11 protein-coding genes are annotated in these 13,930 nt (G+C 64.2%); 2 read left to right on the top strand and 9 right to left on the bottom strand.

From position 1 onward, the window contains the following. Nucleotides 1-97: 97 nt before the first annotated feature. On the top strand, nucleotides 98-1,372 hold the full coding sequence (locus ACBR42_RS03050; protein WP_371207251.1) for a class I SAM-dependent methyltransferase: 1,275 nt from the start codon (nucleotides 98-100) through the stop codon (nucleotides 1,370-1,372). On the opposite strand, the gene rsmA is transcribed toward ACBR42_RS03050, so the two are convergent. The 9 genes from rsmA to cysQ all read right to left on the bottom strand — a co-directional run bounded on the left by rsmA (nucleotide 1,342) and on the right by cysQ (nucleotide 12,269). Continuing rightward, complete coding sequence (gene rsmA / locus ACBR42_RS03045) at nucleotides 1,342-2,193, bottom strand: 16S rRNA (adenine(1518)-N(6)/adenine(1519)-N(6))-dimethyltransferase RsmA (RefSeq protein ID WP_371207250.1); 852 nt, start codon at nucleotides 2,191-2,193, stop codon at nucleotides 1,342-1,344. The genes ACBR42_RS03050 and rsmA overlap by 31 nt on opposite strands. Nucleotides 2,194-2,201: 8 nt before the next feature. Then, complete coding sequence (locus ACBR42_RS03040) at nucleotides 2,202-3,599, bottom strand: peptidylprolyl isomerase (protein ID WP_371207249.1); 1,398 nt, start codon at nucleotides 3,597-3,599, stop codon at nucleotides 2,202-2,204. 4 nt (nucleotides 3,600-3,603) lie between these two features. Further along, entirely contained in the window at nucleotides 3,604-5,994 is a 2,391-nt protein-coding gene (locus tag ACBR42_RS03035; protein WP_371207248.1) for an LPS-assembly protein LptD, read from the bottom strand. After that, a complete protein-coding gene (gene lptG / locus ACBR42_RS03030; RefSeq protein WP_102323224.1) occupies nucleotides 5,994-7,109 on the bottom strand; it encodes an LPS export ABC transporter permease LptG in 1,116 nt (371 codons plus the stop codon). The genes ACBR42_RS03035 and lptG overlap by 1 nt, the downstream gene beginning before the upstream one ends. Continuing rightward, complete coding sequence (gene lptF / locus ACBR42_RS03025) at nucleotides 7,106-8,272, bottom strand: LPS export ABC transporter permease LptF (RefSeq protein ID WP_102323225.1); 1,167 nt, start codon at nucleotides 8,270-8,272, stop codon at nucleotides 7,106-7,108. The genes lptG and lptF overlap by 4 nt, the downstream gene beginning before the upstream one ends. 99 nt (nucleotides 8,273-8,371) lie before the next feature. Then, nucleotides 8,372-9,829 carry an FAD-binding oxidoreductase gene (locus ACBR42_RS03020; RefSeq protein WP_118962964.1) on the bottom strand — a complete coding sequence of 486 codons (1,458 nt, stop codon included), beginning with the start codon at nucleotides 9,827-9,829 and terminating at the stop codon, nucleotides 8,372-8,374. Beyond that, nucleotides 9,826-10,458 (bottom strand): hypothetical protein, encoded by a 633-nt coding sequence (locus tag ACBR42_RS03015; RefSeq protein ID WP_102323227.1) that lies wholly within the window; start codon nucleotides 10,456-10,458, stop codon nucleotides 9,826-9,828. The genes ACBR42_RS03020 and ACBR42_RS03015 overlap by 4 nt, the downstream gene beginning before the upstream one ends. Before the next feature lie 37 nt (nucleotides 10,459-10,495). Further along, nucleotides 10,496-11,470, bottom strand: a complete 975-nt coding sequence (locus ACBR42_RS03010) for an L-threonylcarbamoyladenylate synthase (RefSeq protein ID WP_371207319.1) — start codon at nucleotides 11,468-11,470, stop codon at nucleotides 10,496-10,498. Between the two features lie 13 nt (nucleotides 11,471-11,483). Next, nucleotides 11,484-12,269, bottom strand: coding sequence for a 3'(2'),5'-bisphosphate nucleotidase CysQ (cysQ, locus tag ACBR42_RS03005; protein WP_371207247.1), 786 nt, complete (start codon nucleotides 12,267-12,269; stop codon nucleotides 11,484-11,486). 152 nt (nucleotides 12,270-12,421) lie between these two features. Here cysQ and ACBR42_RS03000 point away from each other — a divergent pair, with 152 nt between their 5' ends. Further along, the gene (locus ACBR42_RS03000) at nucleotides 12,422-13,897 is read left to right on the top strand and encodes a leucyl aminopeptidase (protein WP_371207246.1); all 1,476 of its coding nucleotides are present in this window, start codon (nucleotides 12,422-12,424) and stop codon (nucleotides 13,895-13,897) included. Nucleotides 13,898-13,930 lie beyond the last annotated feature (33 nt).

Here is a 13,930-nt window from a genome sequence, read left to right as displayed (position 1 = left end):
TCTGGTTGCGAAAGCCCGGAAGAGGAAACTCTTCCGGGCTTTTGTCGTTTTCGGGGCGTGTGCGGTCCGCCCGTACGGACAGGCGGGGAGAAAGCCGATGGCGTCTGTATTGCTGGACCGGGCCTTTGCGCATTTCATCACGGTTGGGCGGCTGGATGTGTATTATCCCGGTGGCGACAGGCGGGTCTATACGGGCCAGCCCGGCCCCCATGCCGCCATGTGGATTGCCGACCCCGCTACCTGCCGCGCCCTGCTGCTGGACCCCGCGCTGAAGGTTGGGGAAGCCTATATGGCCGGTCACCTGCGTCCGGTGGACTGTTCGCTGTACGAATTGCTGCATGTGCTCATGCTCAACGTGATGCGGCGCAGCCCGGCGGGAGAACGTTTTTTCTCCTCGCTGCGCTACATGGCGCGCAAATGGCTGCAGAACAACACCCTGCGGCGCGCGCGGCGTAACGTCGCCCACCATTATGATCTGGACAGCAGGCTGTACCGATTGTTCCTTGATGAGGACATGCAGTATTCCTGTGGCTATTTTCCCACCGGCTATGAAACGCTGGCACAGGCGCAGGCCGCGAAGAAACATCATCTTGCCGCCAAGCTGCACCTGACACGACCGGGCATGAGCGTACTGGATGTGGGCTGCGGCTGGGGTGGAATGGCGCTTACGCTGGGGCGTGACTATGGCGCGCAGGTGACGGGCATCACCCTGTCGGTGGAACAGTTGCACATTGCACGCCGCCGCGCGCGTGAGGCCGGGCTGGATGACCGGGTGCGTTTTGAACTGCTGGATTATCGTGCGGTCAGGCGTCAGTACGACCGCATCATTTCCATCGGCATGTTCGAGCATGTCGGCGTCGCGCATTACGGTTCATTTTTTTCCACCATGCGCCAGGCCCTCAAACCCCGTGGTGTGATGGTGCTGCATTCCATCGGGCGCGTGGAGGGGCCAAATGTGACCAACCCATGGATAGATCGCTACATTTTCCCCGGCGGGTATTCCCCTGCGGTAAGCGAGGCGGTCGGGGCGGTTGAACGCGCGGGGCTATGGCTGACGGATTGTGAGATATGGCGGCTGCATTATGCCCGTACCATCGCCCACTGGCGCAGCCGTTTCGCCGCGCAGCGTGCCGCCATTGCACGGATGTATGATGAACGGTTCTGCCGGATGTTCGAATTCTACCTGTGCGTATCCGAACTCGCCTTCCGCGTGCAGGGGCATCTCAATTTCCAGTTGCAGCTAACGCGGGAGATTGATGCCGTGCCTCTGGCGCGGGATTACATGCTGGGTCCCGAACCGGTGGAGCAGCAGGTTTCCTGCCCCGTAATGGAGCCGGTATCCTATGCCGGGGCGGCAGTCCTGCGGGCATGAAGGCGGGCAAGCCTATCAAATTCCGCAATATCCAGTGTTTCCGCCCGGCGGCTGCCATCAATGCCTGCTTCAGTCAGCAGGGCTTCGCCCCCGACTGATTTCAGCGCCCCGCGCAGCATCTTGCGCCGCTGGCCAAAGGCCGCCGCCGTAATCTGTTCCATCGCGCGGAACAGGGTGGCGTCAGGCTGCTGTGCATGGGGGATCAGGCCCACTACGGCGGAATGGACCTTGGGCGGCGGTGAAAACGCACCGGGCGGGATATGCATAAGCATCCCGCAACGGCATGTCCATTGCGCCAGAACGCCCAGCCGCCCGTAATGGTCGGAACCGGGGGCCGCGCAGATGCGCTCCGCCACTTCCTGCTGGAACATGAGCGTCAGGCGCGACCATGCGCTGGCCTGCCGCAGCCAGCCAACCAGAAGCGGCGTGCCGACATTATAGGGCAGGTTGGCAATGATCTGGCGTGGCGCGGGGCACAGCGTGGTCAGGTCACGGCGCATGGCGTCGGCTTCGACCACCTGCAGGCGGTCCGGCATAAGGGCCGCCAGTTCCGTAATGATTGCCACGGCGCGGGTATCGACTTCCACCGCCGTAATGCTGGCGGCATCCGAGTCCAGCAGCGCGCGGGTCAGACCACCGGGGCCGGGTCCCACCTCAACGATATGCTGTCCCGCCAGATCCCCCGCCAGGGACGTGATCCGCGCCGTAATGGCCGGGTCCAGCAGAAAGTGCTGGCCCAGCGCCTTGCGTGCATCCAGTCCGTGCCGCGCGATCGTCTGGCGCAGCGGCTCAAGGCCCTTCAGCCCTTCCGGTAAAGTCATGTCCGCGTTCAGGACTTGGAGCGCATATCGATGATCGCGCGGCGCTGGAGGTCACGATTGAGCTGGCGCGATGTCTGTTCCACACGTTCGTTCAGCAGGTGGTCGGCGATTTCGCTGGGGGTCTGGATGGCGATGTTGCGTTCCTCACGTTTGCATACCATCAGCACGGCGATGCCATCTTCCGACACCAGCGGCTGGCTGGGCTGGCCGACGGGCAGGGGCTCAAGCACTTCACGCATGCGCGGATTGAGGCGGTTGAGCAGCAGTTCCCCCGGATCGGAAGGATGCTTTTCACCCAGCTTCTTGTTCTGGGCTTCCACCTGATCGCAGTTCTTGGCGTTGGCGACAAAGGCGTTGGCCGAATCCAGCATGCTTTTCTGCTGGTCTGTCGGGTTTTCCGGGTCAAGCGGGCTTTCGAAGGGGAAGAAAGCCTGACGCATGGACAGGATTGTCGCCATCTGGTGGCCCACCGTGCGGCGTTCGGCAATGGTGGCGATGACGTAGCCGCCCGCCACGCGGATGGCGTTGGAAATCGCGCCATCGGGCATCTGGCGTGCTACGGCCACGACCTGCGGGTCCAGCCCGTCTTCCTGCGTCCAGCCCATCATGCCACCTTCCAGCGCGCTCTGCCCCTGCGAAAACTGGGCGGCGACGATGGGGAACGGCGCGCCTTCACGCAGTTCCTGAATGATGGTTTCGGTGAATTTCAGTTCGTTTTCGGTGTGGCGTGGATCGTCAACGGGAATGAATATCTCGCTGATCATGTATTCCGGCTTGCCGTCCTCCCGCTTCAGCGCCTCGGTCCGCTGTTCGATCTCGGCTGCGGTGATGCGGCCACGTTCGCCCGTTTCCTGTCGCAGCACCTGCGACCAGCCAAGCTGCACGCGGATCTGGTCGATCAGTGTCGTCAGCGAGACGCCATCTTCCGCCAGTTTGTTGCGCAGCGCATTTTCCGGCATGCCGTTGCGCTGCTCGATCCCGGCGATGGCGTCGGCAATCTGCTTGATGGGCACGTTGATGTGGCGGTCGAGCATTTCCTGCATGCGCAGCCGTTCGTCAATCAGCTGCCGCACGATCTGCGGGCGCAGGCGCTCCATCACGTCATCGCTGACATCAAGGCCGGAGGAAAGGGCGAACAGCCGCCCGCGCGTATCGACATCACGCTTGGTCAGGACCGATCCGTTGACGGTGGCGATGATGGCGTCCTGTTCTTCCGCCGCCTGTGCCTGCTGCGCGATGGAGCGGGCGCTGCGTGCCGCCGCGGCCTGTTCATGCCCGGCCAGCGCCAGACAGGCCAGCAGGCCGGCGGTCAGCGCGCGGCCTGCACGCCTGCGTCGCGGTGCGGGGGAGGGTACGGCGCCACGGGTGGCGGGGAAGAAGGACATCCGGCTCGGTCTTTCACGCATCAGGTCAGCCATTCATACCAAATGTACCGATGGTTTTGAACGTAAGGGAGAACATTACGGTCGAATTGCTCTGTTGGCCACCAATGGTGGTGTACTGCTTGAGATACATGACATCCAGCCCGAAGCAGTCATTCTGGAACCCGGCGTCCCCACCCACCGACACGCTTTCCTTGCGCGACAGGCTGCGGCGCAGATAGGCGGCCAGATGCCAGTTCTGCCAGTTCGAGGCCGCGCCCACCGTCAGTTCGCTGACCGGTGTGTAATAAACGGCAGGCGGCGTGTTGGCGTAGGACCGCTGGGCATAATAGTAATAGGACGTCACCGGTTCATACAGATAGCCACCCGTCACGCGGAAATGGCGGAAACCCGTGCTGCCCAGCGCATCGGCGAAATCCACCTTCCCGGCGTATGGATCAAGCCGCATCTTGCCGTCGAAATCGAAAAACTGGTTGGGCACGACATGCGTGCCCATCACCAGATCCGACAGGTGATGGCTCAGGCCGGAATAGGGAATGCGGTCATGTTCGACATGTTCCTGAAAGCTTTCGCCAATCAGCATGTCGATCTGGTGGCCGTTCCATGTCCAGTTGTTGTGCAGCCCGATATTGGCGCGCAGCCCCCCGTCCAGCCGGTCGGTGCCCGGATAGCGGTTGATGGAGAACAGGGTCGAATCCGTGAATTCGTAGGTCAGGCTGTCCTCGTTGGGAATATTGCGCGAAGAACTGTTCCCCGTATTGGGCGCGGCAAGGATCTGCACGATCGGCTCCAGTATCTGGGTGCCGGTATTATGGTTGAAACTGCGCAGGAAGGGCCAGTTCATTTTCAGCCCGACCGTGGGCAGCACCTGTCCTTCGACCTGCGCGCGGGTGGCGGCGGCGTAATTGGGCTGCTGGTAAAGCGATGTGGCGCGGTGGATCGCAGATTCCACATGCAGCGTCAGGTTCCAGATCTGCCCCAGCGAGTTGTGGAAAGGCCGGTCCCAGTTAAGCGAAAGCTGCCCGCGCTGGTCTGACGTGCCATTGTCACGATAGACATAAAAATCGGTCGTATCGAGGCTGAACCGCCCGCCCCATGCGTCCGGTTTGCCAAAATAGCTGTAGGTGTAGCGCGGCAGGACCCATGGCAGGTCCTGATTGTGGATGATGCCCTGATTCAGGCCCTGATAGCCTTCGGCGTCGATGCGGGAATACGATCCGGTGCCGAAGCCTTCAAGATAGACATTGGAATTGAGCGTATCCTGCCCGTAGCCGCTTACGCGGTAGTCGCGCATGTAGTTGGGCGAACTGGCCCAGCGGATGTTCGCCCCCGCGCGCCATGTCTTGTTGATGGATACCTGTCCACTGCCGAAGAAGTAGCCCTGCACGCCATGGTTGTCGTTGCTGTCGACCGTCTGGCCGAAGGTGTTGACGTAATCAATGTCGTGATGCGTGTCATAGGCGATGCCGGCATTGATGTTGACGCGCGCATTGCGGAAATAGCGGCGGTAGACCGAACTGAGTTCAGGCCCCGTGCGGGTGGAGAACAGCCCTTCCAGCGTGATGTCCGACTGTTTGTCCAGCACCCAGTAATAGGGAATGGTGACATACGTGCCCAGGTAGCGGTTATGCGGCGTGAATCCCGGTGTCAGGAAGCCGCTCTGCCGCCGGACGGACGGATCGGTCATGGAGAAGGTGGGCAGGTAGAACACCGGCACGCCGAAGAAATCGACAAACGCATCGCGGAATTCCAGCCGCTTGTGCTGCATGTCATGCGTGGCGTCATAAGCGCGTAGCTGCCAGAACGGCGCGCGTTCGGGATGGCGGGCGCACACTTCGCACGCGGTATAGACCACGCGGGTCAGGTCGCTGAGCTTGCCGCCGGTGCGGCGCACCCCGTTGGCCGCCAGCCGGGCGTTATCGAACATCTGGGCATACATGCGCGTCATGATCCCGTCGCGCATGCCGTTGCTCAGTTCCGCGTAATCGGTGAACAGCACGGTTCCGTCCGGCTCGACCATCGCCACGTTGCCGCGTGCGGAAGCCACGCCGGTATTGCGGTCATATATGACCTTGTCCGCCCGCATGATCTGATCGTTCTGCCAGATCTGGACATTGCCGGTCCATGTGGCGATGCCGTTGCGGCTGTCATACGACACATGATCGGCCTGAAAGGTCATCGGGTCGCTATTGGATACCGTGCCGGAAAAACTGACCGGGGCCTGTGGCTGGCTTTTGGGGGCATGGATGGGCTGGGTGCGCTTGGGCGCGTCCGCACGGGCCGGGTTGCCCGTGCCCAGCCCGGATACGATCCCGCCCAGCATCGTCGCCGCAAGCAAAAACCCGCGCGGGAACCGCCGCATGGCGGCGATGGGCCGCCGGGTAAGCGGCGCGCGCGGGGAAGGGGCGGGACGGGACATTAACCGTCCTCTAGATGAAGAAGTAGCGTGACCGCAAGACAAAGCCCCGCCCCCGTTGGTGCCCAGGCGGCGAGAAGGGGGGGAAGTGCGCCCGTTTCACCAAACTGCGCCGCGATCTTGGATATGGCGAACAGCGCAAAACCGGCCGCCACGCCAAAGCTTATCATGCGCACGACCCCGCCGCGCCGCGCGGGCCGCATGGAAAATCCCGCCGCCACCAGCGCCATGGTACCCGACAGTACGGGCAGCGTCAGCAGGGTCTGGAAATGCAGCCGATGGCGGATGGTGGAAAAGCCTGAACGCTCAAGCTGGCGGATGAAACCCGGCAGCGCCCAGACAGACAGTGTATCAGGCGAGGCAAAGCTTTCCTCAACCCCCGCCAGTGTCAGGTCGGCGGGCAGCGTCATGTGGCCCATGTCCTGCGGCATTTCATCGGGGCGGAGCTGGCGCGTGGAATCCAGTATCCACCGGCCGCGGCCCAGATAGCCGCTTTCGGCCTCCAGCCGGGTCAGCAGGCTGTCATCAGGCCCCATGCGAAAGACCGTGACGCCGCCAAGGTGCAGCACGCCGCCGTGCAGCTTGACGCGTCGGGCGTGAATGATGTCCACGCCATGGTCCACCAGCCCGTTATCGCCCTGGCGCAGCCATAGCGTGCCACCGCTCAGGTTCAGGGACTTGCCGTTATTGTCGCGCAGGTACTGCCGGTCCAGCGCTTCCGCCCGCCGGTACATGACGGATGACAGGGGCGAGATGCAGGTGGTGGCCGTCGCCCCGATCAGGACCGCGCAGATGACGGGCCCCGCCAGGAACTGCCATGCCGAAATCCCCGCCGCCCGCGCCACGACCAGTTCCGATGTGCGCGCCAGCCGCCAGAAGCAGATGATCCCGCCCAGCAGCACGCCGAAGGGCAGGATTTCAAGGCAGGCGAAAGGCACATGCAGGAAGGCGATCTCACTGACCAGCGACGTGGGCACGTTGGGTCGCGTCGAAACCCGGCGCAGCAGGTCGATGAAATCGAACATCGTTATCAGCGCGGTCAGGAAGGCGATCACCGCCAGCGTGGCGAAAGTGAACTGCCGCGCGATATAGAACGAGAGGGTGAAGGCGGGTTTCATGCGCGCGGGCCACGCACGGCCCGGGCAGTCGGGCGGTCCGAACGGAATTCCGGCACGAACAGGATGGCCGCGCAGACCAGCCCCGGACCCAGCGTGCAGATCCACATGAGCGGCATGAGCTGCAGGTTGCGCGAGGCGAGGTTCTGCACCAGCAGCGTCAGCGCCTGCACCGCCACGACCCCGAGGATGGCCAGCACAGGGCGCAGGATGCTGGCCTGCCGGGAATAATTGCCGCCCATGGCGCCAACCAGCCCGATCATGGCGAAGGAAAAGGCGCAGAACGGCGTGCTGAGCCTGCGCCAGGCCTCGATGAACATCTTGCTTTCGTCACGTCGGGAATACAGGCGCATGTCGGGATGAAGTAGTTCCGCAATCGAAAGTTCATTGGCGTCCGGCTGGCGCGTATGCGACCCGTGCGGACTGGACAGGTCTATGGTGTTGCGCGCGAAGGTCAGCACGTTCAGCCGCCCGGTATGGCTGTCGATTTCCTGCCGTGATCCGTTGAACAGCACCACGCGGGGCTGATCGCCGGTGACGAGCAGGTTGCCGTCTTCCGCAAGGATCGTCGCTTCCGCTCCCGGCGTGCGGTCATCTTCCACCATGATGCCATGCAGCGTGCCGTCCTTGTCGCGTGCGCGGATATAGACGGTCATGTTGTCCGATACCTGCGTGAATACCCCATCCTGTATCAGGAAGGCGGCCATGCGGTTGCGTATCTGGAATTCGTACTGGCGGAAGGCGTGGTACGAAACCGGCACGATCCATATGTTCAGGATCAGGCACAGCCCCGTGGCAATGCTGGCGCACAGCAGTCCCGGCCGCGCCATCATGACGGGGGACAGCCCCGCCGCCTGCATGACGGTCAGTTCCCGGTCGGTGCCCAGGCGCTGGTAGATGAACTGCACCACCACGAAGGTCGTGATCGGCAGGATGACCGCGACGAAGGACGGAATAAGCAGGCTGGTCAGTTCAAGGAACACGCGCAGCGAAAGCCCGCGTCCCACCACCAGCGATACGAAATGCAGCGACTGCGTCAGCCAGATCAGCACCGCCAGCGCGCCCGTGCTGGCCACCAGCGCCAGCAGGAGCTGACGCAGTACGTAGCGGTCCAGAATCGACAGGCGCAGCGCAAGGCGGTCGGGAACGGGGCGGGCGACAGGCATGCCCCTGTCTAGCCCCGTTCCCGCCGGGGCAAAAGGGGTGATCCCCTGCGGCATGGGTGTGGGAACAGTCTGTTACGCGCGGTCGCGCGGGCCGTTCCGTCAGGCCCCCTGCGTGGCGGGGGGCAGGACCTTGCCGGGATTCATCAGGTTGCGGGGATCAAGCGCTGTCTTGATATGGCGCATGGCCGCCAGTTCCGCGCCCCCGCGCCACGACGGCATCATGTAGGGCTTGAGCTGGCCCACCCCATGCTCGGCGGAGAAGGAACCATCCAGTTCCTTCACGATCGCGGACACCGTATCCATGATGTCGTGGCTGCGCGCAAGGAAGGCTTCCGGCGCCATGCCTTCGGGCTGGACAAGGTTGAAGTGGATGTTGCCATCGCCCATGTGGCCGAACGGGGCGGGGCGGATGCCGGGTATCAGCGCCTCGCACGCGCTGGTGGCGCGTGTAATCAGTTCGGGCACATGGGTTACGGGAACCGAGACGTCGTTCTTGACGCTGGCGCCCGCGCGGCGCTGGGCTTCGGCATGTTCCTCGCGCAGTTTCCACAGCCCGGCGCGCTGGCTTTCGCTTTCGGCTATGACGGCATCGGTAATGATGCCTTCTTCCAGCGCTTCTCCCAGAACGGATTCCGTGAACTCACGCAGGTCGGCATCGGGGCGGGGGGTGGCAAGTTCAAGCAGTACATAGGCCGGGGCGGTTTCCTCCAGCGGCAGGCCTGCGCCGGGGATAAGGTCTGTAACCAGTTCCATGCCGGTGCCCGACATGAACTCGAACGCCTGCAGCAGTGACGGATCGCGCGAACGCAGCAGCCCCAGCAGGTCCAGCGCGGCGCTGGCGTCTTCCACCGCACACAGGGCGGCGTCGATTTCGCGCGGCTGGGGATGAAGCTGCAGGATGGCGGTGGTGATGAATCCCAGCGTCCCTTCCGATCCCACCAGCAACTGCCGCAGGGCGTAGCCGGTATTGTCCTTGCGCAGGCGGCGCAGCCCGTTGAATACGCTGCCATCGGGCATGACCGCTTCCAGCCCCAGCGTCAGTTCGCGTGCGTTGCCGTAGCGCAGCGTGTTGTTGCCCCCGGCATTGGTGGCCAGCACGCCGCCGATCTGGGCCGACCCTTCGGATGAAATGGACAGCGGCAGCATGAAACCGGCTTCCCACGCGGCGTCCTGTGCCGCTTTCAGCGTGACCCCGGCTTCGATTTCCATGGTCAGGTCGCGCGGGTCGATGCCGCGGATACGGTTCATGCGCGACAGGCAGATGACAACCTCGCGCCCCGTATCATCAGGCGTTGCACCGCCCACCATGCTGGTATTGCCGCCCTGCGGCACCATGGGAACATCATGCGCCACACACAGGCGTACGATGGCGGCCAGTTCGTCCGTGCTGGCGGGGCGCAGCACGGCCAGCGCGCGGCCATGGTACAGGCTGCGCCAGTCGGTGCAGAAGGGGGCGATATCCGTCGCATCCGTCAGCACGCCCGCAGGCCCCAGTATTTCGCTGAAGCGGGCGATCAGGTCATGACGTGCCAGTGCGGGGGAGGGAGATGCGGTCATGACAACATGCTTCCGGAATAGAGGGGATGGGAGAGCGGCATGAGAAAGGCCTGCCCGTTCTCCACCCCGTCATGGTGGACCGGGGGGTAGGCGGCGCTGGCCTGCGCGGGGCTGCTCGATACAAGGGTGTGCCACATTTCCGTCAGGGCAAAGCCGGTCAGCACGCCCACGGCCACCGCAACCACCAGCCCGCCCGACCGGCGCGGGGCCTGACGGGTCTGCACGATGGACAGGGCGGCCTGCGTTTCGGCCCGTGCCTGCTGCGTCTGGTACAGTTCCGAACGCAGGGCGGCGTTGTGGGCGCGCGCGTCGCGCAGCTCCAGATCCAGCTTGCGGATGCTGTCCGTCAGCTTGGAAATGCGCGCGTGCGACTCCTGTATTTCCTTTGCCGCCGCCGTGCCGGTCTTTGTGCTGCGGGGCGCGCGCGGCTTGGGCGGGGCCTTGGGCGGCGGGTTGGGGGCAATGGCTGAAAAAAGGTTCTTCAGTGCGCCGCCCGTAACCTGATTCTTCTTTGCCCGCGCCCGGATGGCGGCCAGTGCGTTTTCCGACTGGCCTGCATGTTCCTCCAGCACAAGTGCAAGGATATCCGAAAGGATTTTCAGTTCCTTGGGATCGAATGTGTCGCTCATTTCGGGCACCGGGGTCGGATCATGCGGTTAAAAACCATTACGGACGCGGACTGGCAGCACGGATCAGCCGGTCACGGATGGCACGGCCCAGACCATGTCCGGGTACATGCTGCACCGCAATCCTGACCAGCCCACGGCGGCGTCCCTCCATATCAAGAAACCGCAGCCCCGCGAAGAGGCGTGCCGCCGCTTCATGCAAATCGGCGGTTCTGCTCAGATTCCACACCAGCGGGCTGCCCGGCAGTTCGCTGCCAAATGCCAGCAGCGCCTCGTCACTGGCAACCGTATCGGCATCCAGCCGCACCGGCAGGCCCGGCGCATAATGCGACGAAAGCTGCCCGGGGGCGGAGGGATTGATGTCATTACTGCCCGCAGGAGTGACAAGTGGCGCGCCGCAGGCGTCTTCCAGCGCCTCAAGCGTGATGCCACCGGGGCGCAGCAGGACAGGGCGCTCCCCGCTCAGGTCGACGATGGTGCTTTCCACTCCCACCCGGCACGGTCCGCAATCCAGCACGGCGTCAATCCGGCCATCCAGCCCCGCCAGCACATGCTGCGCATCGGATGGGCTGACCCGGCCCGATGGATTGGCCGAAGGGGCGACAACGGGAAAGCCGCATGCCGCCAGCAGGGCCTGTGTGGTCGCCCCGGCGGGCACGCGCACCCCTGCCGTCGGCAGGCCGGCGGTCGCGATGGTGGAAATGGCGCATCCTTCCGCACGGGGCAGGACAAGCGTCAGCGGTCCGGGCCAGAACCGTGCGGCCAGCCTGCGGGCAAGCGGGCTGGCGGCCACCTGTTCAAATGCGGCATCGGCGCTGACGAAATGGCTTATCAGCGGGTTGATGCCGGGTCGGCCCTTGGCGGTGTAAATTGCGGCCACGGCCCGGTCGTTGCGCGCATCCGCGCCCAGCCCGTAAACCGTTTCCGTCCCGAAGGCGACAAGACCGCCTGCGCGCAGGATGGTGGCGGCGGCCTCAATGCCCTGCGGGTCATTATGCAGCAGTCGTGTATCCATCGATACGGCGCGACTACCGTGCGCCACGACAGATGAAATGCGGATTGCGCCAGCTGGGCTTGCCATAGGCCAGTGTCGCGCCATCGGGTGTGGTTACGCTGCCCCCGGCCGCTTCCACGATCGCCTGTGGCGCGGCGGTGTCCCATTCCATGGTGGTGCCAAGACGGGGGTACAGGTCGGCGATGCCTTCCGCCACGCGGATAAACTTGGCCGCCGAACCGATATTGCCCAGATGCGCGATGGTATGGCCGCCCAGAAAGTCCTTCAGCCGTGGATCATCCGCATAATGGCGCGACGCCAGCACGGTCAGTCCCTCGGCAGGGGGCGTGCGGACGTGAATGGCCTGTTCCCCGTTCGCATCGATGCGGAAGGCCCCACGCCCGGCACCCGCGCCATAAAGCTGGTGATAGGCCGGCAGCGCCACCGCGCCGATGACCGGGCGACCATCACGCACCAGCGCGATATTGACGGTGAAATCATCCCGTCCCGCCGCGAATTCACGCGTGCCATCCAGCGGGTCGACCAGCCAGAACTCGCTGCCGGTATCGGTGCGGATGCCAGCGGCCATTTCCTCTTCCGCCACCACGGGGATGGCGGGGGCATGGGCGCGAAGCCCCTTGAGGATATGGGCTTCCGCCGCGTGGTCGGCTTCCGTCACGGGGGAACTGTCGGACTTGACCTGTGTGGCGAAGCCGCGTGCGCGGATGTCCCGGATCAGGTCGGCGGCCTCATCGGCCAGGCGAAGGGCCAGATCCAGAAGGAATCTGTCCTCATATGCTGGGATGGATGGTGTATTCATGCTGTTCGCATTAGCTTACTCATGCCGCGCCGTCATGCCTTTATCGGTGTTGATGGCTTCGGATACGGATATTCCGGTCATGGCGATGCCGTGGGGTTACGGAAATTTATCCTGTCCGTCCCAAACCCTCGTAGCGGAGCCATGTGATCCATATGCTCGATATTGCCTTTTCCGACACGACCGCGCCCACCGGTGGCGCCATTGCCCTGCTGGCCGTATCCGGCGCGACACCTGCGGGCGCTTTCGCCACGCTGGACGCCGCCGTGGGTGGCGCGCTGGAACGCGCCATGAAGGCCGCCAGATTTGGGTTCGAGGCATCAAAGACCTGCGTCGTGCTGGCGCCGGGTGCGGGTTACGACCGTATTGTTCTGGTCGGGCTTGGCAGCGCGGATGAACTGGACGGGACTGTTGCGGAGCAGGCCGGGGCGACTGCCGCGGGTGCGCTGGCATCCGCCGCCGGGGCATCGACCGGCGTGATCGTGGCTGACGGGCTTGCGCCGTCACTGGCCGCCCATGTGGCGCTGGGTGCGGTGATGGGCAGCTACCGTTTCGATTCGTACCGGACACGTCCGCGCGCGGGCGAACCTACGAAACTGACCGCGCTGACCATCGCCTGTGCCGACACGGCTGCGGCGCAGGCCGCGTGGACGCCCCTTTCCGCCGTGGCGCGCGGGATTTATCTGTGCCGCGATCTGGTGTCCGAACCCGCAAACATGCTGCGTCCGCCCGAATTCGAGCAGCGTATCAACGCGCTGGCCGATCTTGGCGTCGAGATCGAGGTGCTGGACCGTGACGCGATGCTGGAGCTGGGTTTCGGCGCGCTGCTGGGCGTGGCGCAGGGCAGCGACGCCCCGCCGCGCACCGTCATCATGCGCTGGAACGGGGGGGCTGAGGCGGACGCCCCGGTTGCCTTCGTCGGCAAGGGCGTGACCTTTGATTCGGGTGGCATCTCCATCAAGCCCGCTGCGGGCATGGAGGAAATGAAAACCGACATGGCCGGTGCTGCCGCCGTGGTTGGCACCATCGCCGCGCTGGCGGGGCGCAAGGCGAAGGTCAACGCCGTGGGCGTCGTGGGGCTGGTTGAAAACATGCTGTCGGGCAATGCCCAGCGCCCCGGTGACGTGGTGCGCACGGCGGCAGGCCAGACGGTGGAAGTCCTGAACACCGATGCGGAGGGACGGCTCGTTCTGGCCGATGTGCTGTGGTACACCCAGCAGCGTTTCAATCCGCGCTTCATGATTGACCTCGCCACGCTGACCGGGGCGATCGTGGTCAGCCTTGGCAACGAGCGTGCGGGCCTGTTCTCCAATAATGACGAACTGGCGGCCCACCTGTCCGAAACAGGTGAAAAGACGGCCGAAAAGCTGTGGCGCATGCCGCTGGATGCCGTCTATCTGGAACGGCTGCGCTCGGACATCGCCGATCTCAAGAACATCGGCGGGCGTCCCGGCGGGTCGATCACGGCGGCCAAGTTCCTTGAATGCTTCGTAAACGACGTGCCATGGGCGCATCTTGACATCGCGGGCGTTGCCTTTTCCACCAAGGGCACGGCGCAGGCACCCAAGGGCGCGTCCGGCTTTGGCGTGCGGCTGCTCGACCGTCTGGTCAGCACGTATTACGAGGGGTAATGCCTGCCCCGCGTGGCAGGACAGGACAGAACA

The sequence above is a fragment of the Komagataeibacter sp. SM21 genome, from assembly GCF_041402665.1.
Taxonomy (GTDB): Bacteria; Pseudomonadota; Alphaproteobacteria; order Acetobacterales; family Acetobacteraceae; genus Komagataeibacter; species Komagataeibacter saccharivorans.
This window is presented reverse-complemented; position numbering and strand designations above follow the sequence as displayed.